The sequence below is a fragment of the Novosphingobium sp. BL-A-28-Hi1-0D genome, from assembly GCF_055521755.1.
Genome location: NZ_CM145502.1, coordinates 251,080 through 270,188 on the forward strand (window position 1 = coordinate 251,080; position 19,109 = coordinate 270,188).

A 19,109-nucleotide genomic window follows, 5' to 3' on the forward strand; every position below is an offset into this window, starting at 1 on the left:
GATGAGCACCTACCTGCCCACGCTCAAGCAGCTGCAATACCTCGTTGCCCTGCACGAGCATGGGCACTTCGGGCGGGCAGCGGATTCCTGCTTCGTCTCGCAATCGACACTCTCTGCGGGCCTGCGCGAGCTCGAGTCGCTGCTCGGGGTGACACTGGTGGAACGCACGCGCCGGGTCGTCCGCTTCACCCCGCTGGGCAATCAGGTCGTCGCCAAGGCGCATCGCCTGCTGCGCGAGGCAGAGGAACTGTCCGAACTCGTCCAAAGCCACGGCGCACCTCTGGCGGGCGAATTGCGGATGAGCGTGATCCCCACCATCGCGCCCTTCCTGCTGCCGCGCATCCTGCCGCGCCTGCGCAAGGAGCGCCCGCAACTGAAGCTGTTCCTGCGCGAGGAACCGAGTGCCGCAGCGATCGAGTCCCTCCATCATGGCCGTGCCGATTGCGTCCTGCTCGCCCTGCCCTACGCCACCGGCGAGGTGGAAACCGAAATCCTGTTCAAGGACGAACTGTTCGTCGCCTTCCCCAAGGACGACCCGCGCGATCCGCCGCTCTCGATCACAGCTGACATGATCGACGAGAACCGGCTATTGCTGCTCGAAGACGGCCACTGCCTCAAGGAACACGCGCTCGCCGCCTGCAACCGCCCGGAAATGCGCGCCAGCGCCACGATGATCGGCACCAGCCTGCACACTCTGGTGCAGATGGTGGACAACGGCCTTGGCCTCACCATGCTGCCGCAGATGGCCATCGACGCAGGCATCCTCAACGACACCCAGATCGTCGCCCGCCCGCTGAAAGCCGACCACGCCTGGCGCGACATCGCCCTCGTATGGCGCCGCAACAGCCCGCGCGCGGAGGAGTTCCGGATGCTGGCTCAGGAGTTGCGGGTGGGGTAGCGGCAGTTGAACGACGAACCCAAACCTCCTGTTGAAAAAGCGCGAGGTCGCAAGCTGACGTTCCTCGCCATCTGCATCTTTGTCTCCGTCGTCGCCCTGATGGTCTATGGACCGGATTTCGGAGTGGCATGGGGCGGCATCGCCATGCTGCTCGGCATTCCTTTCGCCTTCGGCATGCTTGTCGGCCAGACCATCGACCGCGATCAGACGATGGGTTGTTTTCTCTGGCCTACACTTTCGGTAATCGCGCTGCTCTTCGTCGCGTACCTGATCTTCGGTGAGGGCGTGATCTGCATCGCGATGATCATGCCGATCTGGATTGCCGCAGCCATTGGCGGTACCTTGGCCAGTATATGGACGCACAGGCGGGACGCGTCGCAGGATGACACGCATGATGACAGCAGTCTCCAGCTTGCAGCGTGGACAGTCCTTCCCGCCTTTCTCGTCATCGCCGAGACCGTGGCTCCCCCGGTCTGGACCGAGCGTGAGGTGGTGCGGGAGATCACTGTCACGGCAAAGCCATCGGATGTGTGGCCGCAACTCATAGAGATCAGGCATGTGAAGTCCGGAGAAGGGCGTTGGACCTTCTCGCACGACATTCTGGGCATTCCCCGCCCGGTAGATGCGCAGGTCAAAATGGACAACGGAGCTATTGTCCGGCATGCCCGCTGGGGCGAAGGCATCCATTTCGAAGAACAAGTTATCTCGGAGCGCTTCGGCAAGGAAATGCGCTGGCGATTCTCGTTTCCAGATAGCAGCCTTCAAGACCACACCGACAGGCATATCGCGCCGGATGGGCAGAACTTGCGCATCGTCTCAGGTGGTTACGACCTCGAGCCACTGGCTGGAGATCGCACGAGAATCCGTCTGACTACGCGTTACGCCATGAAGACACGCCTGCCGGAATACATGGCGTGGTGGGGCGAAAGACTGTTGGGCGATGTTCAAAGCAATGTGCTGCAGATTATCGCAGGCAGGGTTAGCAGTTAACAGATCAGCAATTGCCGCGGCCTCAATCCATGTGCTTTAGGCCGACCCGCAGGTAGTCCCAGCCGGTAATCACGGTCAGCGCCGCCGCGGCCCAAAGGGTGGTCAGGCCCACGGTGTGCGGCACGTTCACCGTGAAGGTGCCGATAGTCATAAGCCATTCCGGCAGAGCCTGTCCCAGAATCAATGCACCAAGACAAATCATCTGGAAGGTCGTCTTCCACTTGGCGAGGCGGCTCACCGGGACCGAGACCTGAATGCCGCCGAGAAATTCGCGCAGGCCCGAGACCGCGATTTCGCGCAGCAGGATCACCAACCCCGCGATCACGTGCATGTCACCCACGTAAGGCCCGCGCAGGATGCCTTGCGCCGTCAGCACGAGGATCACGGCGGCGACCATGATCTTGTCGGCAATCGGATCGAGGAAGATGCCAAGCTTGCTGACCGCGCCTTGTGCCCGGGCAAGGTAGCCGTCGAAATAGTCGGTCACGCCCATCAGGCAATAGACCCCGAAGGCAAGGCCGTAGCCCAGCCGCCATTCCGGCCACCACAGCAAAGCTGCCAGGAGGGGAACGGTCACGATCCGTGACAGCGTGAGCAGGTTGGGCAGCGTCAGCATCGCGTCAGCCATAACGCCGGAATGCGACAAACGGAATCGCAACATTCGCCAACTAGGACCTGTCCCATCGAAATGCACTTGCCCGCCTGCCTCATCGGGCTAAGGGTGCGGGCAAGGACAGATGCTGGCAAGAAGGTAAATGACAACATCGACGCATCTGGTGCGCACGCGCCGCTTCCTGCCGCTGTTCGTCACCCAGCTTCTGGGGGCCTTCAACGACAATCTCTACAAGAACGCGATGGTCCTGTACGTCGTGTACAGCGTCTATAACTCTGAAGCGGCCGAAGCGCGCTTCTCGGCAATTGCATCTGGCCTGTTCATCCTGCCGTTCTTCCTGCTTTCCGCGCTCGCCGGACAACTCGCAGACATGCGCGACAAGGCGCAGATCATCCGCATCGTCAAGGCTTGCGAGATTGCGATCATGCTGGTCGGCGGCACCGGGCTCGTACTTGCGTGGCTCGGCATGGAAGTCGAGGCGATCGCCATCCCGCTGATGCTGGCCGCGCTGCTTGCGATGGGCGTGCATTCCACATTCTTCGGCCCGATCAAGTACGCGATCCTGCCGCAGCACCTCCATGAAGGCGAAGTGCTGGCGGGCACCGGGCTGGTCGAGGCGGGCACCTACATCGCGATTCTCGCAGGGACGATCCTTGCTGGCTGGATTCCGGTCGAAGTCGCAGCAGGCGGCGTCGTGCTGACTGCGCTGATCGGCTATTTCTCGGGAAGGCAGGTTCCCCCTGCCCCGCCGCTGGTCGAGGCGCAGAAGATCGATTTCAACGTCTTCACCTCGTCCTGGCGCCTGATCCGCAACACCACGCGGCACCGGCAGGTGTTCATGGCAATCGTCGCGATCAGCTTTTTCTGGACGGTGGGCACGGTCCTGTTCATCCAGTTCCCGCCGCTCGCCAAGAATGTGCTTTCGGCGAGCAAGGAAGTGGCGAGCCTGTTCCTCGTGATGTTCTCGGTCGGCATCGCCATCGGCTCGATGTCGATCAACGCTCTGCTCAAGGGAACCGTATCGGCGCGCTATTCGCCGGCGTCGGTGATCGTCATGGGCCTGTTCATCGCCGCGTTTCATCAGGTTTGCGATGCCTGGACGGTCCACCCGGACATGCCCCTGATGGATGTGTCCACGTTCCTCGCCCAGCCGCTTGCCGTGCCCTTGCTGCTCTGCCTTCTCGGTATCGCCATCGCAGGTGGCATGTTCGTGGTTCCGCTTTACGCGTTCCTGACCACCGTCGTCGACAAATCAGAAACGGCGCGCACGATTGCGGCCAACAACATCGTCAATTCGGGCGCGATGGTGATCGGCTCGCTGCTGGCGGTTGGTCTCAGCGCGGCAGGCGTTGCGATCGTAGATCAGTTGTTGCTGGGTGCGGCGATGTGCGTTGTTTCGGCGTGGCTCGGCTACCTGCTCTACAAGGCGGAACGTGCTGCTGCGGCCTGATGCCTCAGGCCCGGAGAGTTTCAAGCCCAGAGAACTTCAGGCCCAGAGAACTTCAGGCCCAGAGAACTTCAGGCCCAGAGAACTTCAGGCGATGAACACCATGATCGCAAGGAAGCAGGCGCAGTAGGCGATCAGGAAATCGCGCAGGTCCTGCATGGTGATCCGCTTGAGATCGACCGGCTCTGACCGGATCTCCGCCTCACGCAGCATGGTCTCGGCCCGCTTCATCGCAGCCATGACCTCGGGCTCATAGCTGGGCAGTTCGCGCAACACGTGACGCGGCAGCGACGCCCGGAACGGGTGGCGGGATGATCCGAAGGTGCTGGCTGTCGAAGTGCTCATGACGCGAGCTTAACGATTTATTCACCATCCGGTATCCCACCACCGCGACATTTTTCCATCCCGTTCCTGTTCGGGACAAATTGCGGTGCTAACGAAAAGGCCGCCCCTGAGGACGGCCTTCCCGTGACCGGCTTGCCAGTCAAAACATGGTCGCAGTGGCTCAGACGTCGTCGCCCAGCGCACCCTTGACCTTGCCCGCAACCTGCTGGGCTTCGCCCTTGCGTTCCTGCGCTACGCCCTCGCCGTGGAGGCGGGCGTTGTCAGTGGCCTTGCCGATGGCCTGCTTGGTGTTGCCGGCAGCTTCGTTGGCGAGGCCCTTGGCCTTGTCAGTCAGTTCACCCATGACAAATCTCCTCGAAAAATCAACAGACTGCTCTATTGCATCGTCGGAGCACACTACGCTTCAGACCAGATGATGTTCCCGTCAGAGCGCGCCGGACATCTTGAGGATGAGCGCCCACTCGTCCGGTCGCACAGCGCCCACGGACAGTCGCGAAAGGCGGATAAGGTCCATCTCTTGCAGTTCCGGCGTCGCCTTGATCTGCTTGAGCGTGACCGTCTGCGGCAGCTTTTGCACCGGCTTCACTTTGACCGCCGCCCACTTGCCTTCAGGATCGGTGGGATCGGTCAGCCCGCCCTGGCTGATCACGATCACGCCAACCACTTCGACGCCGATGTTGGAGTGATAGAAGAACGCAAGGTCGCCCGCCTGCATCGTGCGCAGGTTGCGCGCGGCCAGATGGTTGCGCACGCCGTCCCACGTTCCCTCGCCCTCGGCGACAAGATCGTCCCAGCCATAGACGTCCGGTTCCGACTTCATCAGCCAGAGATTGCGGCCAGCCGTGTCAGTGATGTTGATTTTGGTCATGAAACCCCATGCGAATCCCGTTACAGGCGATTTCCATAGCGACAATTGAGCGAACTGGAACACCATGCCCTTGCAAACCCTGCCGGTGATCTCGCTTGAGAGCGAGCCCGCCGCCCTGTCCAGTGAGCTTGGCGAGAGCTTCAGCACCTTCGGCTTCGCCATGGTGCGCGACCACGGCATCGATGCCGAGCTGATCGCCCGCGCCTGGAAGCTCACAGCCGATTTCTTCGCCCTGCCCGAGGACGAGAAGCGCAGCTACTTCGTCGAGGGACTGGGCGGCGCACGCGGCTACACCCCCTTTGGCACCGAAATCGCCAAGGGTGCCAAGCTTCATGATCTCAAGGAGTTCTGGCACGTCGGCCGCGACCTGCCGTCCGATCATCCGCTCACGGCCATGTCGATGTTCCCCAACGTCTGGCCCGCAAAGCCCGAAGGTTTCCGCGAGACGTTCGAGGCGCTCTATGCGGAATTCGACCGCGTCGGCGCCCGCATCCTTGCCCGCATCGCCGTGTGGCTGGGGCTCGACGAGCACTGGTTCGATCCGGCAATCGAAGATGGCAACTCGGTCATGCGGCTGCTGCATTATCCCCCGGTGCCCGATGCCGAAGGCGGAGCCATCCGGGCCGGGGCGCACGAGGACATCAACCTCATCACCCTGCTCCTAGGCGCGGAGGAAGCAGGCCTCGAACTCCTGACCCGGGAAGGTGAATGGATCGGCGTCTCGCCGCCCGAAGGTGCGCTGGTGGTCAACATCGGCGACATGCTGCAGCGCCTGACCAATCATGTCCTGCCTTCCACCACCCACCGCGTGCGCAACCCGGAAGGCGAGCGGGCGAAGTTCAGCCGCTACTCGATGCCGTTCTTCCTCCACCTGCGCAGCGATTTCCGCTTCGAAACGCTGCCCCAGTGCGTGACTGCGGAAAACCCGGACCGCTACCCGGTGTCGATCACCGCCGATGACTACCTGCAAGAGCGCCTGCGCGAGATCGGGCTGAAGAGGTAAGCGGTTTCATCCCGCAGGCCGCTCAACCGGCACAACGTTGTATTTCCGCACCTCATCCTGGCTCAGGCAGTAGCGGGTCGAGGGGTTCTCCTTCGTCGCGACCGCCTGCTGCTTGTACATGACCTCGGTCAGGAGCTTGCGGCTGATGCCCATGCGGATGAGGAAGTCGTTGTCCTCGCTCGCCAGCAAGGCGCTCGCCTGCTCGATCTCGCCGATCAGCCGCGTCGTCTCCTCGGTGCCTTCGTCGACCGATATCTCGATGACGTCGCGGTCACCGGTGTGGGTGAACATGTGGACCATGAACATCCCGCCGGGCTCCACGAAGCGGCGGTCGCCGCCCATGAACACGAAGTTGCAGGCCGAAAAGCAGGTCCAGCCCGCCGGAATGCGCGTGACCAGCCCGGGGTAGGACCGAATCACCTTGCCCGCGCGATTGCCCGCCTCGGCATCGCCGCCGCGCGATTTCAGCCAGATTTCCTCGATCCGCTCGTCAGCATCGATCGCCGCCTTCAACCGCTCGGGCAGCCGCGAATCGATGATCCCGTCCGCGATCAGCACCCGCTTGCCACCCTTGTCGGCAGGAGTAAGCGTCATCGCCTTCGCCACACCCCAATCCGGTTTTTCCGGGCAGGTGGGATTCTTCGGGTCCATGACCACAGGCTTCGTCGCGCCGGTCGCCAACAGCAGGGCCAGAACCGGCAGTAGGCGCCGCATCACGCCGCCAGCGAGTAGCGTGCCGAGCCCGGCGCACGGCACATCCGCTTGTTCGCAGTTGTCTCCTCACCGTTGACGATGATCACGTCGGTCACCGTGATGCACTGGCGGCCGACCGTGCCGTTCGCTGCCACTTCGTCGTTGCGCTCGGTGATCGTCGACGTGCCGGACACATTCTCGCGCGTGTTCGATGTCCATGACGAGCTGCTGCCCACCTCTTCGCCCCGCGTCGCCTCAACCGTCGCTTCGGCCGCCTGCTTCTGCTCCTCGGGGTCCAGACGGCAGGCGATGGCGTTGGTCAGCGTATCGGCGACCTCAGCCGAGGGGAAGTAGCTGCCAACCCCTGCGGAGCTGGCCGCGCGGCCGACGCTCTGGCCGATCAGCCCACCGAGAATCGACGAGCCTGCGCTCTTGCTCTTGCCCTTGGGGCAGCCGTCCGAACTCTTCTGCGCCGACGAGGTGCTGCGCGGGATCGAGGGAATGCTGAAGCCCCCGAACTGCGCGGATGCCTGCCCCGCCAGCAGGGCAGAAGCTGCCACAACGGCAGTTATCCGGATCGAGACGACAATAAGGGACTGCGGCACGCGCATGCTGGATGTTCCATCGCTATGACTTGTTGTGCGGCCCTTAGTTGAACCAAGGCTAGCAAGGCTGTGATCTTCGTCAATCAGGGCGCGACGAAGCGGTGGCCCGACACGCGGGACCAGAACGAAAAAGGCCACCCGAAGGCGGCCTTTTCAGGTGGATGGTGGAGCCTAGCGGGATCGAACCGCTGACCTCCTGCATGCCATGCAGGCGCTCTCCCAGCTGAGCTAAGGCCCCAATTTCCATCAAGTCTGCCGCTGGAGGCAGACCGTTCCGGCGGGTGTCTCTCGCCGGGAGCCGCGCCTTTAAGAGAGGCTTTCGGCACTGGCAAGAGCATTTTTCGAGCCACCGGATTTTTTTGGGAGCCGATCACTCGACCGGCTCCCGAAAGGCTCACACTTCGTCGTCGTCACCTTCGTGACCGGCAACGCCGAGATCGTCGTCACCACCAAGGTCAACGTCGTTGTCCGGCGAATCGCCGTCCTCGTCGATGTCGAGATCCTCGTCGGCCAGATCGACGTCAGGCACGACATCGACCTTGTCCTTCTGGATTTCCTCGTACGGAATCGGCTGCTTCGACTTGAGCACCGGATCCGGGTGGAAAGAATACTTGCACTCGACGCAGGTGACCGGGTCACTCTTGCCCAGATCGTAGAAGCGGGTGCCGCACTTCGGACAGCTGTGCTTGGTGCCCCATTCCGGCTTGACCATGAAACTTCCTCAAGACTGGCCCGGCGCGAAGGATTTTGCCCGGGCGGAGAAACTGCACGCTTGATGGGTCCGCGCCCTCGCGGAATCAAGAGAGCGCGCGCCTTGCCATAGGCGCGCCCTGCTGTCAAAAGCCGCGCGCTTTATCCGCCTCCCCGATCCGAAAGAGTTTCTCCGTGTCCTCACACGACCTCGCCCAGATGCGCCCCCGCCGCTTCACCGCCACCGGCCCCTTGAAGGGCCGCATCCGCGTTCCGGGCGACAAGTCGATCAGCCACCGCTCGATCATGCTCGGCGCGCTGGCGGTGGGCGAGACGCGGGTGACCGGCCTGCTCGAGGGTGAGGACGTGCTTTCCACCGCCGCCGCCATGCGCGCGATGGGTGCGACGATCACGCGCGACGACAGCGGCATGTGGCACGTCCACGGCGTCGGCGTCGGCGGGCTGCTCCAGCCGCAACAGGCGCTCGACATGGGCAATTCCGGCACCTCCACCCGCCTGCTCATGGGTCTTGTCGCCAGCCACCCGATCACCGCGACGTTCATCGGCGACGCTTCGCTGTCCAAGCGCCCGATGGGCCGCGTGATCGATCCGCTGTCGACGATGGGTGCAGAGTTCACCGCCAGCCCCGGCGGCCGCCTCCCCCTCACGCTGCGAGGGCTTTCGCCCGCCGTGCCGATCGAATACCGCCTGCCCGTCGCCTCGGCACAGGTGAAGAGCGCCATCCTCCTCGCAGGCCTCAACACCCCCGGCGTGACCACGGTGATCGAACCGATCCCCACCCGCGACCATTCCGAACGCATGCTGCGCGGCTTCGGCGCGGAGCTGACGGTGGACCTTGCCGACGATGGTGCGCGCGTGATCCGCGTACGTGGCGAGGCGGAACTGAAGCCGCAGGACATCGTCGTCCCCGGCGATCCCTCGTCCGCCGCATTCTTCGTCGTCGCCGCGCTGCTGGTCGAAGGCTCGGACCTCGTGGTCGAGAACGTCGGCCTCAACCCCACCCGCGCCGCCTTGTTCGATGTACTGCGCCTGATGGGCGGCTCGATCGAGGAGCTTGACCGCCGCGACGTTGGTGGCGAGCCGGTCGCGGACCTGCGCGTGCGCCATTCGCTGCTGACCGGCATCGACGTCGATCCCGCCGTGGTGCCGAGCATGGTCGACGAGTTCCCCATCCTCTTCGTCGCCGCCGCGCTCGCCAAAGGCCGCACCGTCACGACCGGCCTCGAAGAACTGCGCGTCAAGGAGAGCGACCGCATCAGCGCGATGCGCGCCGCACTCGAACTTGCCGGCACGACCGTGACCGAAACCGAGGATGGCCTGATCATCGACGGCACCGGCGGCGACCCCCTCCCCGGCACAGCCGAGGGTGCCAGCGTCGTCACCCACCTCGATCACCGCATCGCCATGTCGCTGGCCATTGCCGGCATCGCCAGCAAGCGCGGCGTCGAGGTGGACGACACCCGCCCCATCGCCACCAGCTTCCCCGTGTTCGAAAGCCTGCTGGAAAGCGCCCGCGCTTGATCAGTCACACCCTGGCAAACGCGATAGGTTTCTGCGGCACCGCCTGCATCATCTTCGCCTATGCCTACACCACCAAGCTCGACCGCCCGAACCCCTTCGTCCAGCACGGCGTCAATCTGCTCGGCGCCGCGCTGCTGACGATCTCGCTGCTGGTCAACATGAACCCGGCCTCGTTCGTGCTGGAGTTCTTCTGGGCGGCAATTGCGATATGGGGGCTGGTCAAGGCCTTCCGCAACCGGAGTAACGCCAAGTGATCATCGCCGTCGACGGCCCGACCGCTTCGGGCAAGGGCACCATCGCCAAGGCGCTCGCCGCGCACTTCGGCCTGCCCCACCTCGATACCGGCCTGCTCTATCGCGCGGTCGGGCGGCAGGTGTTCCTGAGCGGCGGCAACCCGGACGATCCGGCGCAGGCCGAGGCCGCCTGCGCCTTCCCCGAAAGCCTGCTCGACGATCCCGAACTGCGCAGCGAGGAGACCGGCGGCTACGCCAGCCGCGTCTCGGTCCACCCCGCCGTCCGCGCCGCCCTGCTCGCCCGCCAGCAGGCCTTCGCCAACCAGCCCGGCGGCGCAGTGCTGGATGGCCGCGACATCGCCACCGTCATCGCCCCCCAGGCGCACGCCAAGCTTTTCGTCACCGCCAGCGTAACCGCCCGCGCCATGCGCCGCTGGGTGGAAATGAAGCAATTGGGCAAGGACGTCGAACGCACCGAAATCGAAGCCGACCTAGAAACCCGCGACGAACGCGACCGCAACCGCGCCGAAGCCCCGCTACGTCAGGCCGAGGGCGCAGCGCTGCTGGATACGTCGAACCTGACCAAGGAAATGGCGGTGGCGACGGCGATTGCGCTGGTGGAGAAGCACGTAGCGGCGAAGGCCTAGGCCGCAGCCGCCCGCGTCTTCAGATCGGCCTCGTCGACCACGGCGTGGAATACGCAGGTCTCGCCAACGCCTTTCAGCGTCATCATCATCGGCGGGCCGAATGCGCCGCGATCATTGGCGCGCAGCCAAGTGCTTTCCGAAATCGCAATCCCGTTCGTGGCCGCCGTGCCTTCAAGCCGCGCCGCGATGTTTACGGTGTCGCCCCAGTAGTCATAGGCCATGCGCGTCGCACCGATCACGCCTCCGACAACCGGTCCCGAGTGGATGCCAGCGCGCAGGCCCACTTCATCCACACCCGCCACGCGCTTCAATTCCTCGACGCCCGAAAGCACGGCCCGCGCAAAGGCGATGGCCGCATCGGCGCTGTTGCCGCTCGGCACGTTGCCGCCTGCTATGGCGAGATAGGCATCGCCCACCGTCTTGACTTTCTCCACCCCGAACTCGCGTGCGCAAGCATCGGCGTGATTGAAGAAGGAATTGAGCAGTTCGACCAGATGCCCCGGTGAGACCCGCTTGGTAAGCTTGGAGAAACCCACCATATCGATGAAGATGACGCTGGCATCGGCATAGGCATCAGCCACCATTTGCCCCGTGCGGATGCGCTCGACGGCTGTCGGAGGCAGCATGTTGAGCACAAGCTCCTCGTTGCGCGCACGCTCCGCATCCAGCGAATCCGCCAGCATGAACGCGGCGCGGCTCGTCCGCCCCACCGCCAGATTGATCGCCGCCATGACCAGCGCGCCGCTGAAGTAGCTCAGCAGGGCATAGACCAGCGCGGCATCGGCAGTCTGCTGGGGGATGATCTGGCCGAGCCAGCCAAAAAGATCGCAGCCAAGCCACGCGAGAAACAGGCGTGGACGACCCGCAAGGGTCACTGCCGCAAAAGCAGTGATCGCAAGGCGGTTGACCACCCCGACCGCGTGGAGGCTGGCATGAATGTGCAGGAGATGATCAAACAGCACGAAGTTGATCCGCGCCACGATCAGCGAAATGACCAGCAACGCGGCAAAGTCGACTACCGGATGGCGAATGTAGTCCTTCCAGAACGTCGCGCCGATGTACACGCCGGTCGTCATCAACGCCACGCCCAGCCAGAAGGCCAGACGGGCATTCTCGACCGGATCGAGATAGAGCGGATTGACCACCGAATAGGCCAGCATCACGGTCATGAACAGCACGGCATAGAGCCGCACGAACGGGGTTCGCAGCGTACGCGCCGTCTCGTTGTAGCGCGCCTCGGTTGCCTTGTCGGCAAATGAGCTGAACACCCCCGGCTGCTCCATGACGAATGTCCTCCGAAGATCAGTCTACCATGCGGTGATTAACAGGTCTTTGGCCCAACAGGTTAAGATACCATCCCCCCATTTTCCTTGCTTTTCCCACCCTTTGCCCCTAAGCGCCGCCCGTCCGCGCAGGCCTTGGCCTGAGCGGGTGCCTTCGGCGGCATTCGGCTCCGGGGGCGGTTCGGCCCTTTTTGGCCCACGGCCCGCATGGGGCGGTTCGTGGAGGAAAGACCGGCGGAAACAACCGCCTGGCCGGAATACTTGTTACAGGAAGCTTTGAATATGGCTACCAACCCGTCGCGCGACGATTTCGCCGCGCTGCTTGACGAATCGCTTGGCGGAGCCGCCAACGGTGGCTTCGAAGGCCGCGTCGTCAAGGGCACCATCACCGCCATCGAAAACGACAAGGCCGTCATCGACGTGGGCCTGAAGAGCGAGGGCCGCGTTGCCCTGCGCGAATTCGCCGCCCCCGGCCAGCCGCACGGCCTTTCGGTCGGCGACGAAGTCGAAGTCTACGTTGACCGCGTCGAGAACGCCGACGGCGAAGCCATGCTGTCGCGCGATCGCGCCCGCCGCGAAGCCGCGTGGGACAAGCTCGAGAACGAATTCGGCGAAGGCAAGCGCGTTGAAGGCGTGATCTTCGGCCGCGTGAAGGGCGGCTTCACCGTCGACCTCGACGGCGCCGTTGCCTTCCTCCCCGGCTCGCAGGTAGACATCCGCCCGGTCCGCGACGTGACCCCGCTGATGGACATGCCGCAGCCCTTCCAGATCCTCAAGATGGACCGCCGCCGCGGCAACATCGTCGTCTCGCGCCGGGCGGTGCTGGAAGAAACCCGCGCCGAACAGCGCTCGGGCCTGATCCAGAACCTCAAGGAAGGCCAGATCATCGACGGCGTCGTCAAGAACATCACCGATTACGGTGCGTTCGTGGACCTCGGCGGCATCGACGGCCTGCTCCATGTCACCGACATGAGCTACAAGCGCGTCAACCACCCGTCGGAAGTCATCGCCATCGGCGATACCGTCAAGGTGCAGATCATCCGCATCAACCAGGATACGCAGCGCATCAGCCTCGGCATGAAGCAGCTTGAAAGCGATCCGTGGGATGGCGTTGCCGCCAAGTACCCGGTTGGCGCGAAGCTCTCGGGCACCGTCACCAACATCACCGAATACGGTGCGTTCGTGGAACTGGAAGCTGGCATCGAAGGCCTCGTCCACGTTTCGGAAATGTCCTGGACCAAGAAGAACGTCCACCCCGGCAAGATCGTCTCGACCTCGCAGGAAGTCGACGTGCTGGTTCTGGAAGTCGACAGCGACAAGCGCCGCATCAGCCTCGGCCTCAAGCAGGCCCAGCAGAACCCGTGGGAAGCCTTCGCCGAAAAGCACCCGGTCGGTTCGACCGTGGAAGGCGAAGTCAAGAACGCGACCGAATTCGGTCTGTTCATCGGCCTCGATGGCGATGTGGACGGCATGGTCCACATGTCGGACATCGCTTGGGGCATCTCGGGCGAAGACGCGCTGGCGCTGCACCGCAAGGGCGAGCAGGTCTCGGCCGTCGTTCTCGACGTCGATGTCGAGAAGGAGCGCATCAGCCTCGGCATGAAGCAGCTTGAAAAGGGTGCTCCGGCCGCTGGTGGCGTTTCGGCAAGCTCGTCGGGCTCGCTGCGTCGCGGCGAAGTCGTCACCGTCACCGTTCTCGAAGTCCGCGATGGCGGCCTCGAAGTGCAGGCTGGCGAAGACGGCGCGACCGGCTTCATCAAGCGCTCGGATCTGGGCCGCGACCGTGACGAACAGCGTCCGGACCGCTTCCAGGTCGGCCAGAAGCTCGACGCCATGGTCACCGGCTTCGATCGTTCGAAGAAGCCGAACTTCTCGGTCAAGGCCCGCCAGCTGGCCGAAGAGAAGGAAGCCGTGGAACAGTACGGCTCGTCGGATGCCGGCGCTTCGCTGGGCGACATCCTCGGCGCCGCTCTGAAGGCGAAGCAGTAAGCTTCACCGCCTTCAAGGCACTGAACAAGCAAGGCCCGTCCGGAGAAATCCGGGCGGGCTTTTGCTTTGTCCGATGTCCGGCGCTAAGCTGGCACCATGACGCTACAAATCCACCAGTTCCCCTGCCTGTCCGACAACTACGGCTTCCTGGTCCACGACCCTGCCAGCGGCGAGACCGCCTGCATCGACACACCCGATGCCGCCGCCTATTTGCGCGAGGCTGAAGCCAAGGGCTGGCACATTACCCAGATCTGGAACACCCACTGGCACCCCGACCACGCAGGCGGCAACGAAGCCATCAAGGCCGCCACCGGCTGCACCGTAACCGCGCCCGAGGATGACGCCGGAAAGATCGCCGCCGTGGATCGCACCGTTGCCCACGGCGACACCGTCCAGCTAGGCAACTTCACCGCCCACGTGATCGACGTCGGCGGCCACACCATGGGCCACTGCGCTTTCCACCTGCCCCAGGCCTCGGTCGCCTTCGTCGGCGATGCGCTGTTCCCGCTGGGCTGCGGCCGCATGTTCGAAGGCACCCCGCCCCAGTTCTGGGCGGGCCTCCAGCGCCTCAAGGCCCTGCCCGCCCAAACCACGCTCTATAGCGCCCACGAATACACCAAGTCCAACGCCCGCTTTGCCACATTCGCCGATCCTGACAACGAGGCGCTCACCGCCTATGCCCAAGGCGTCGACGAAAAGCGCGAGCGTGGCGAATGGACCGTCCCCACCACCCTCGCCGCCGAACTCGCCACCAACCCGTTCCTGCGCGCCGACGACCCGGACATGGCCGCGCGCTGGGGCGGATCGTCGCCGGAAGAGACATTTGCCGCCCTGCGCAAGGCCAAGGACACTTTCCGCTAGCGCCGATCCTGCTAAAGCGTGAGTTGACTTGGGGGTAGCATGGCCGGCGACAGGAAAATCATTCGCGTAACGTCGTTCGACGTGGCCGAGGCGGCAGGCGTCAGCCAGTCGACCGTCAGCCGCGCCCTTGCCGGAGACACCTCGATCAGCGAGCCCACCCGCCAGCGCGTGATCGAGGCTGCGCGCCGCCTGAACTATCAGGTGGATGAGAACGCCGCCCGTCTGCGTCGTGGCCGCACCGGCACGCTCGCCGTGGTGATGATCTGCCGCGAGGCGCAGGACCGCAAGGACATCAACCCGTTCTACTTCTCGCTGCTCGGCTCCACTTGTGCCGCCGCCTCGGCAAAGGGCTACGAGACGCTGGTCTCGTTCCAGGATGCACCGGAAAACTTCTGGGGCCACTTCCAGGACCGCCGCAAGGCCGACGGCATGATCGTCATCGGCACGACCACCAACACCAAGGCGTGGGACTACTTCCGCGACCTGCCCGAAGGCAGCCACTGGACCTGCTGGGGCTCACCCGACAACGACATGCCTTGGGTACGCAGCGACAACCTCTCGGGCGCGACGCTCGCCACCCGCCACCTGCTCGTGCGCGGATACAAGCAGATCGTCTGCATCGGCTCTGCCACCTCGCCCCAGCGCCAGTTTCAGGAGCGCTATGAAGGCTATGCCGAAGCCATGCGCGCGGCAGGGCTCGAACCCCGCCTGCAACAGGTCGAAAGCGGCCTCGCCCGCGAAGAACAGGGCCGCCGGGCAGCGATTGCCTTGGCGGAGTGCGGCGAGCCGTTCGACGCGATCTTCGCCGTCTGCGACGAGATGGCCCTTGGCGCGCTCAAGGAACTCACGGCGCGCGGCTACGCAATCCCCGACCAGATCGGCATCATCGGCTTCGACGGCATCCGCGCCGGCGCATGGTCCACCCCGCCCCTCACCTCGATCGAACCCGACTTCCAGATGGCCGGAACGCTGATGGTCGAACAGCTGCTGGCCAAGATCAACGGTACGGAAGGCTCCGGGCGGCGCGTGCCGGTCAGGCTGGTGATCCGGGGGTCGACGCGCGCTTGAAGTGGAACCGGCAGGATAGCCAAGACGCACTCACGCTAGCTGCTATCGTCATGGCTTTGCTCGCTCTACCGCTGCTAGGCGCTTTGCTTTTCGCCCTCAATCCAAGTCACTGATCTTGGCTTGAGCCGTTCGAACGGTTGTATTATATTTTGGTACATCTCGACAGATATGGACGCCAAGATGCCCCGCAACACCTCCGTCACCCTCAGCGAACACTTCACGGATTTCATTGCGTCTCAAGTCGAAACGGGACGTTATGGATCGGCCAGCGAAGTCGTCCGCGCGGGACTCAGGCTGCTCGAAGACCACGAACAAAAGGTCCGAGCACTAGAGCAGGCCCTGATCGAAGGCGAAGAATCCGGTGAGCCGCAACCGTTCGATTTTGACGAGTTCAAGGCAAGGAAGCGGCGTGAGTTCGAAGCAAGGTGAAGGCACTCAGGCTTACACCTGCCGCCTATGCGGACATTGACCGGATCTGGGACTATACCGCCGACCTCTGGGGCATCGAGCAAGCCGAGAGTTATACGGACGACTTGCAAGTTGCATGCGAAAGCATAGCAAACGGAAACAAGATCGGTCGCCCCAGCACTCGGCGCTCCATTAACAAGCTCCGCTGCGGGGCGCATTTCATCTACTATCGCATCGCGGCGGATCAGGTGGAGATCATCCGCATCCTCCACGGAAAACAGGACGTGGAACGCCACCTCTAACACACAAACAAAAACCCCTCCCGGAAACCGGAAGGGGTTTTGTGTTCGGTAAGCCCTGACGCGCGGTTAGCGGATCAGTTCACCAGCCCGGCGATGGCACCATCGACCAGCGCCTTGTCGGCTCCGGCAGAGTGGTTCTTGGCGATCAGGTTGCGTGCGGCAGCAGTAGCAGCCTCGGCAGCCTTGGCGCGAAGTTCGTCGACTGCTGCGCGCTCGGCAGCGGCGATCTTGTCCGATGCCATCTTTTCGCGACGGACGATCGTGGTCGCAGCGTCGGCTTCCGCCTTGGCGATGATCGCCGCAGCTTCGGTCTTGGCGTGTTCGACCATCGACGCCGCGTCCTTTTCGGCGTTGGCGATCTTGGCGGCGTATTCAGCGCGCAGCTTTTCGGCTTCGGCGCGGAGCACCTTGGCTTCGTCCAGCTGCTTGCGGATCGCGTCGATCTGCTTGTCGAGACCTCCGACGATCGCGCCAGGCACCTTCTTCGACACGAGAATCGCAAGGAAGATGGCCATCGACAGCGCAACCCATGCGCCCGGCCCGAGGCCCAGCGCAGAAGGTTCGACGTGGTGTTCGCCGCCAGCAGCTTCGTGCTCGACGACTGCGGTCGTCTCTACAGCGTTAGCCATTTGCGAGAACTCCCTTCACGGCAGCGCGCGCTTCGTCGGCGGGGATCGACAGGCCGGCGATGCGGCTTGCGATGTCCTGCGCGGCTTCGGCGGCAACGCCTTCCACTTCACCCAGCGCGGCAGCGCGGGCAGCGGCAATGCGGGCTTCGGCAGCGGTCACGGTCTCGTCAATGCGAGCCGCAGCCACGGCGAGGCTGGCTTCGGTGGCCTTGGCGGCATCGGCCTTGGCGGCAGCGATGACCGCCTGGGCGGCAGCACGCTGCTGGTTCGCCTGGACGCGCCATGCCTCTTCCTCGGCATCGGCGGCGGCCCGTGCGGCTTCGGCAGCGGCAAGGTCGTCGGCGATCTGCTTGTCGCGGCCGTCCATCGTGGAGACGACCTTGGGCAACATGCCCCGGCCGATCACGAAGAAGACGATGCCGAAGAACACCAGCAGCCAGAAAACCTGGCTGGAATAGGTGGTGGCAAGCTGTTCAATCTGAGGCATCGCGGGTGTCCGGGCGTCAGGCGGCCGGGGCGAACCCCGGCCAGCATTTCAACAATCAGTAAGCTTCGTTTGCCTTAGGCAACGAAGATCAGGATCATCGCGACGACGAACGAGAGCAGGCCCAGAAGTTCGGCGGCGGCGAAGCCGATGAACAGGCGGCCCTGCTGGCCGTCAGCGGCGCCGGGGTTGCGCAGCGCGCCTTCGAGGAACTTGGCAAACACGTTGCCCACGCCGAGCGAGGCGAGACCGGCGCCAACAGCGGCGAGACCAGCACCGAGCAGCTTTGCGCTTTCTGCGTCCATGTCAAAAACTCCTTTTTCTCAAAACCGTATGGGAAATTGTTGCGGGTATCAGTGAAGGTTCTCGGCGTCGTTCAGATAAACGCAGGTGAGCAGGGCAAAGACGTAAGCCTGAATGCCTGCCACCAGAAGTTCCAGCGCACAGATGCCGATCATCAGCACGAAGCTGGGAACGGCGGCGAGGAAGAACGTCCCCACCCCGGCGTTGGTGCCGGAGATGACGAAGCCCGAGAGCACTTCGAGCAGCACGTGCCCGGCCATCATCGCCACGAAAAGACGCAGGCCAAGGCTGAACGGACGCACCATGAACGAGATCAGCTCGATCGGGAAAATGATCGGGATCATCGGAACGGGCGTACCGTGCGGCACGAAAAGGGAGAAGAAGTGCAGGCCGTGCTTGGCAAAGCCGACGCCGAGCACGATCGCAAAGCTCATCACGGCGAGAACGCCGGTGACGGTGAAGTGGCTCGTGGCGGTGAACGGATGAACGCCAACCAGCGCCAGCGGCAGCAGGCCCAGCATGTTGGCAAACAGGATGAAGCCGAACAGCGAGAAGACGTAAGGCAGGTACTTGCGCCCAGCCTTGCCGATGTTCGCTTGAAGCAGGTTGTCGACGAAGCCGGTCAGCCCCTCGACCGCCATCTGCCAGCGGCCCGGAACCAGTTCGCGCTTGGCGCCACCGGCCACGAACACGAGCAGGACCACCGTGGTGATCGCCATCCACAGCGACGAGTTGGTGAACGCGATGTTGTAACCACCAATAGACCAGTGATCGGTCCCGAAAAGGGTCTCGATCGTGAACTGGTGAACCGGATCGACCTTGCCTTCGGCCACGCGCTTAACCCCGTATCACTCGAATACAACAACAGCGCCCTATTCGGGGCGCCGGCTCGAAATTCGGATGATGTTCCGGAATGCCACGACGACCCCCATGAACAACATCACCAGCAACCCTCCAGGGGACGTCCCGGCAAACTGGTCGATGACCCAGCCGATGAACGCGCCGCCTGCGAGACCCCCGATCAGTTCCGCCAGCACGCGGTTGCCCATGCGGTAATTCGCATCGGTTTCCCCGCCTGCCTTTGGCCGGTTGCGCTCTTCTTCCCGCTCTCGAAGGGCTTTCAGCCGCTTGTCGAGCGCGTCGATCCGCGCATCCTCGCCGATGGGCTCCATCCCGGACGGATCGTCATTCATGCCTTGTCCCCTGTC

At 63.7% G+C, this 19,109-nt stretch carries 25 protein-coding genes and 1 tRNA gene; 12 read left to right on the top strand and 14 right to left on the bottom strand.

Annotated elements, in window-relative coordinates; translation table 11 throughout:
* Position 1 precedes the first annotated feature (1 nt).
* Complete coding sequence (locus ACZ1JW_RS01190; RefSeq protein ID WP_465125232.1) at positions 2-898, top strand: hydrogen peroxide-inducible genes activator; 897 nt, start codon at positions 2-4, stop codon at positions 896-898.
* Between the two features lie 6 nt (positions 899-904).
* Positions 905-1,888, top strand: coding sequence for a hypothetical protein (locus tag ACZ1JW_RS01195; RefSeq protein WP_465141666.1), 984 nt, complete (start codon positions 905-907; stop codon positions 1,886-1,888).
* A gap of 22 nt (positions 1,889-1,910) precedes the next feature.
* On the opposite strand, the gene pgsA is transcribed toward ACZ1JW_RS01195, so the two are convergent.
* On the bottom strand, positions 1,911-2,504 hold the full coding sequence (pgsA, locus tag ACZ1JW_RS01200; RefSeq protein ID WP_465126340.1) for a CDP-diacylglycerol--glycerol-3-phosphate 3-phosphatidyltransferase: 594 nt from the start codon (positions 2,502-2,504) through the stop codon (positions 1,911-1,913).
* Between the two features lie 139 nt (positions 2,505-2,643).
* Between pgsA and ACZ1JW_RS01205 the strand changes: the two genes are divergently transcribed.
* Entirely contained in the window at positions 2,644-3,951 is a 1,308-nt protein-coding gene (locus ACZ1JW_RS01205; RefSeq protein WP_465141667.1) for an MFS transporter, read from the top strand.
* Positions 3,952-4,035: 84 nt separating this feature from the next.
* On the opposite strand, the gene ACZ1JW_RS01210 is transcribed toward ACZ1JW_RS01205, so the two are convergent.
* The 3 genes from ACZ1JW_RS01210 to ACZ1JW_RS01220 all read right to left on the bottom strand — a co-directional run bounded on the left by ACZ1JW_RS01210 (position 4,036) and on the right by ACZ1JW_RS01220 (position 5,161).
* Positions 4,036-4,293, bottom strand: coding sequence for a hypothetical protein (locus ACZ1JW_RS01210; protein WP_465125229.1), 258 nt, complete (start codon positions 4,291-4,293; stop codon positions 4,036-4,038).
* A gap of 160 nt (positions 4,294-4,453) precedes the next feature.
* Positions 4,454-4,636 (bottom strand): CsbD family protein, encoded by a 183-nt coding sequence (locus ACZ1JW_RS01215; RefSeq protein ID WP_465141668.1) that lies wholly within the window; start codon positions 4,634-4,636, stop codon positions 4,454-4,456.
* Positions 4,637-4,717: 81 nt separating this feature from the next.
* Entirely contained in the window at positions 4,718-5,161 is a 444-nt protein-coding gene (locus ACZ1JW_RS01220) for an EVE domain-containing protein (protein ID WP_465125227.1), read from the bottom strand.
* Positions 5,162-5,225: 64 nt separating this feature from the next.
* On the opposite strand from ACZ1JW_RS01220, the gene ACZ1JW_RS01225 reads away from it, so the two are divergent.
* Positions 5,226-6,164, top strand: coding sequence for an isopenicillin N synthase family dioxygenase (locus ACZ1JW_RS01225; RefSeq protein WP_465141669.1), 939 nt, complete (start codon positions 5,226-5,228; stop codon positions 6,162-6,164).
* Positions 6,165-6,170: 6 nt separating this feature from the next.
* On the opposite strand, the gene ACZ1JW_RS01230 is transcribed toward ACZ1JW_RS01225, so the two are convergent.
* From ACZ1JW_RS01230 to ACZ1JW_RS01245, 4 genes are all read right to left on the bottom strand, one after another.
* Complete coding sequence (locus ACZ1JW_RS01230; protein ID WP_465141670.1) at positions 6,171-6,878, bottom strand: COG3904 family protein; 708 nt, start codon at positions 6,876-6,878, stop codon at positions 6,171-6,173.
* Complete coding sequence (locus ACZ1JW_RS01235) at positions 6,878-7,468, bottom strand: hypothetical protein (RefSeq protein ID WP_465141671.1); 591 nt, start codon at positions 7,466-7,468, stop codon at positions 6,878-6,880. The genes ACZ1JW_RS01230 and ACZ1JW_RS01235 overlap by 1 nt, the downstream gene beginning before the upstream one ends.
* A 156-nt stretch (positions 7,469-7,624) precedes the next feature.
* A tRNA-Ala gene (locus tag ACZ1JW_RS01240) sits at positions 7,625-7,700 on the bottom strand.
* Positions 7,701-7,856: 156 nt separating this feature from the next.
* A complete protein-coding gene (locus ACZ1JW_RS01245; RefSeq protein ID WP_144901896.1) occupies positions 7,857-8,174 on the bottom strand; it encodes an FYDLN acid domain-containing protein in 318 nt (105 codons plus the stop codon).
* A gap of 197 nt (positions 8,175-8,371) precedes the next feature.
* Between ACZ1JW_RS01245 and aroA the strand changes: the two genes are divergently transcribed.
* From aroA to ACZ1JW_RS01260, 3 genes are read left to right on the top strand one after another with little or no spacing between them, the layout of a single operon-like run.
* On the top strand, positions 8,372-9,694 hold the full coding sequence (gene aroA / locus ACZ1JW_RS01250) for a 3-phosphoshikimate 1-carboxyvinyltransferase (RefSeq protein ID WP_465142815.1): 1,323 nt from the start codon (positions 8,372-8,374) through the stop codon (positions 9,692-9,694).
* Positions 9,694-9,948: a CBU_0592 family membrane protein gene (locus ACZ1JW_RS01255; protein WP_465142816.1), complete on the top strand. Its 255-nt coding sequence runs from the start codon at positions 9,694-9,696 to the stop codon at positions 9,946-9,948. The genes aroA and ACZ1JW_RS01255 overlap by 1 nt, the downstream gene beginning before the upstream one ends.
* Entirely contained in the window at positions 9,945-10,574 is a 630-nt protein-coding gene (locus ACZ1JW_RS01260; protein WP_465141672.1) for a (d)CMP kinase, read from the top strand. Before ACZ1JW_RS01255 ends, ACZ1JW_RS01260 begins: the two co-directional genes overlap by 4 nt.
* Here ACZ1JW_RS01260 and ACZ1JW_RS01265 read toward each other — a convergent pair.
* Positions 10,571-11,857 carry an adenylate/guanylate cyclase domain-containing protein gene (locus ACZ1JW_RS01265; protein WP_465125222.1) on the bottom strand — a complete coding sequence of 429 codons (1,287 nt, stop codon included), beginning with the start codon at positions 11,855-11,857 and terminating at the stop codon, positions 10,571-10,573. The two genes, ACZ1JW_RS01260 and ACZ1JW_RS01265, sit on opposite strands and share 4 nt — an antisense overlap.
* Positions 11,858-12,139: 282 nt before the next feature.
* Here ACZ1JW_RS01265 and rpsA point away from each other — a divergent pair, with 282 nt between their 5' ends.
* The 5 genes from rpsA to ACZ1JW_RS01290 all read left to right on the top strand — a co-directional run bounded on the left by rpsA (position 12,140) and on the right by ACZ1JW_RS01290 (position 16,485).
* Positions 12,140-13,846, top strand: coding sequence for a 30S ribosomal protein S1 (gene rpsA / locus ACZ1JW_RS01270; protein ID WP_465141673.1), 1,707 nt, complete (start codon positions 12,140-12,142; stop codon positions 13,844-13,846).
* Between the two features lie 96 nt (positions 13,847-13,942).
* On the top strand, positions 13,943-14,707 hold the full coding sequence (gene gloB / locus ACZ1JW_RS01275) for a hydroxyacylglutathione hydrolase (RefSeq protein WP_465141674.1): 765 nt from the start codon (positions 13,943-13,945) through the stop codon (positions 14,705-14,707).
* A gap of 39 nt (positions 14,708-14,746) precedes the next feature.
* Positions 14,747-15,775: a LacI family DNA-binding transcriptional regulator gene (locus ACZ1JW_RS01280; protein ID WP_465141675.1), complete on the top strand. Its 1,029-nt coding sequence runs from the start codon at positions 14,747-14,749 to the stop codon at positions 15,773-15,775.
* Between the two features lie 168 nt (positions 15,776-15,943).
* The gene (locus tag ACZ1JW_RS01285; RefSeq protein WP_465141676.1) at positions 15,944-16,204 is read left to right on the top strand and encodes a type II toxin-antitoxin system ParD family antitoxin; all 261 of its coding nucleotides are present in this window, start codon (positions 15,944-15,946) and stop codon (positions 16,202-16,204) included.
* A complete protein-coding gene (locus tag ACZ1JW_RS01290) occupies positions 16,201-16,485 on the top strand; it encodes a type II toxin-antitoxin system RelE/ParE family toxin (protein ID WP_465125217.1) in 285 nt (94 codons plus the stop codon). Before ACZ1JW_RS01285 ends, ACZ1JW_RS01290 begins: the two co-directional genes overlap by 4 nt.
* Positions 16,486-16,559: 74 nt before the next feature.
* Here ACZ1JW_RS01290 and ACZ1JW_RS01295 read toward each other — a convergent pair whose 3' ends face one another.
* The 5 genes from ACZ1JW_RS01295 to ACZ1JW_RS01315 form a co-directional block, all read right to left on the bottom strand.
* Entirely contained in the window at positions 16,560-17,114 is a 555-nt protein-coding gene (locus ACZ1JW_RS01295) for a F0F1 ATP synthase subunit B family protein (RefSeq protein ID WP_465141677.1), read from the bottom strand.
* Positions 17,107-17,601: a F0F1 ATP synthase subunit B family protein gene (locus ACZ1JW_RS01300; protein WP_144901909.1), complete on the bottom strand. Its 495-nt coding sequence runs from the start codon at positions 17,599-17,601 to the stop codon at positions 17,107-17,109. The genes ACZ1JW_RS01295 and ACZ1JW_RS01300 overlap by 8 nt, the downstream gene beginning before the upstream one ends.
* A 74-nt stretch (positions 17,602-17,675) precedes the next feature.
* Positions 17,676-17,903, bottom strand: a complete 228-nt coding sequence (locus tag ACZ1JW_RS01305) for a F0F1 ATP synthase subunit C (protein WP_011444975.1) — start codon at positions 17,901-17,903, stop codon at positions 17,676-17,678.
* A gap of 48 nt (positions 17,904-17,951) precedes the next feature.
* On the bottom strand, positions 17,952-18,734 hold the full coding sequence (locus ACZ1JW_RS01310) for a F0F1 ATP synthase subunit A (protein ID WP_144901911.1): 783 nt from the start codon (positions 18,732-18,734) through the stop codon (positions 17,952-17,954).
* A 39-nt stretch (positions 18,735-18,773) separates the two neighbouring features.
* The gene (locus ACZ1JW_RS01315) at positions 18,774-19,094 is read right to left on the bottom strand and encodes an AtpZ/AtpI family protein (protein WP_465125215.1); all 321 of its coding nucleotides are present in this window, start codon (positions 19,092-19,094) and stop codon (positions 18,774-18,776) included.
* Positions 19,095-19,109 lie beyond the last annotated feature (15 nt).

Coding starts and splice junctions, on each gene's coding strand:
- ACZ1JW_RS01235 (WP_465141671.1), bottom strand. CDS start 7,468: ATGCGCGTGCCGCAGTCCCTTATTGTCGTCTCGATCCGGATAACTGCC.
- aroA (WP_465142815.1), top strand. CDS start 8,372: ATGCGCCCCCGCCGCTTCACCGCCACCGGCCCCTTGAAGGGCCGCATC.
- ACZ1JW_RS01220 (WP_465125227.1), bottom strand. CDS start 5,161: ATGACCAAAATCAACATCACTGACACGGCTGGCCGCAATCTCTGGCTG.
- ACZ1JW_RS01230 (WP_465141670.1), bottom strand. CDS start 6,878: ATGCGGCGCCTACTGCCGGTTCTGGCCCTGCTGTTGGCGACCGGCGCG.
- ACZ1JW_RS01285 (WP_465141676.1), top strand. CDS start 15,944: ATGGACGCCAAGATGCCCCGCAACACCTCCGTCACCCTCAGCGAACAC.
- ACZ1JW_RS01265 (WP_465125222.1), bottom strand. CDS start 11,857: ATGGAGCAGCCGGGGGTGTTCAGCTCATTTGCCGACAAGGCAACCGAG.
- pgsA (WP_465126340.1), bottom strand. CDS start 2,504: ATGCTGACGCTGCCCAACCTGCTCACGCTGTCACGGATCGTGACCGTT.
- ACZ1JW_RS01245 (WP_144901896.1), bottom strand. CDS start 8,174: ATGGTCAAGCCGGAATGGGGCACCAAGCACAGCTGTCCGAAGTGCGGC.
- ACZ1JW_RS01300 (WP_144901909.1), bottom strand. CDS start 17,601: ATGCCTCAGATTGAACAGCTTGCCACCACCTATTCCAGCCAGGTTTTC.
- rpsA (WP_465141673.1), top strand. CDS start 12,140: ATGGCTACCAACCCGTCGCGCGACGATTTCGCCGCGCTGCTTGACGAA.
- ACZ1JW_RS01280 (WP_465141675.1), top strand. CDS start 14,747: ATGGCCGGCGACAGGAAAATCATTCGCGTAACGTCGTTCGACGTGGCC.
- gloB (WP_465141674.1), top strand. CDS start 13,943: ATGACGCTACAAATCCACCAGTTCCCCTGCCTGTCCGACAACTACGGC.
- ACZ1JW_RS01305 (WP_011444975.1), bottom strand. CDS start 17,903: ATGGACGCAGAAAGCGCAAAGCTGCTCGGTGCTGGTCTCGCCGCTGTT.
- ACZ1JW_RS01210 (WP_465125229.1), bottom strand. CDS start 4,293: ATGAGCACTTCGACAGCCAGCACCTTCGGATCATCCCGCCACCCGTTC.
- ACZ1JW_RS01190 (WP_465125232.1), top strand. CDS start 2: ATGAGCACCTACCTGCCCACGCTCAAGCAGCTGCAATACCTCGTTGCC.
- ACZ1JW_RS01315 (WP_465125215.1), bottom strand. CDS start 19,094: ATGAATGACGATCCGTCCGGGATGGAGCCCATCGGCGAGGATGCGCGG.
- ACZ1JW_RS01225 (WP_465141669.1), top strand. CDS start 5,226: ATGCCCTTGCAAACCCTGCCGGTGATCTCGCTTGAGAGCGAGCCCGCC.
- ACZ1JW_RS01215 (WP_465141668.1), bottom strand. CDS start 4,636: ATGGGTGAACTGACTGACAAGGCCAAGGGCCTCGCCAACGAAGCTGCC.
- ACZ1JW_RS01295 (WP_465141677.1), bottom strand. CDS start 17,114: ATGGCTAACGCTGTAGAGACGACCGCAGTCGTCGAGCACGAAGCTGCT.
- ACZ1JW_RS01205 (WP_465141667.1), top strand. CDS start 2,644: ATGACAACATCGACGCATCTGGTGCGCACGCGCCGCTTCCTGCCGCTG.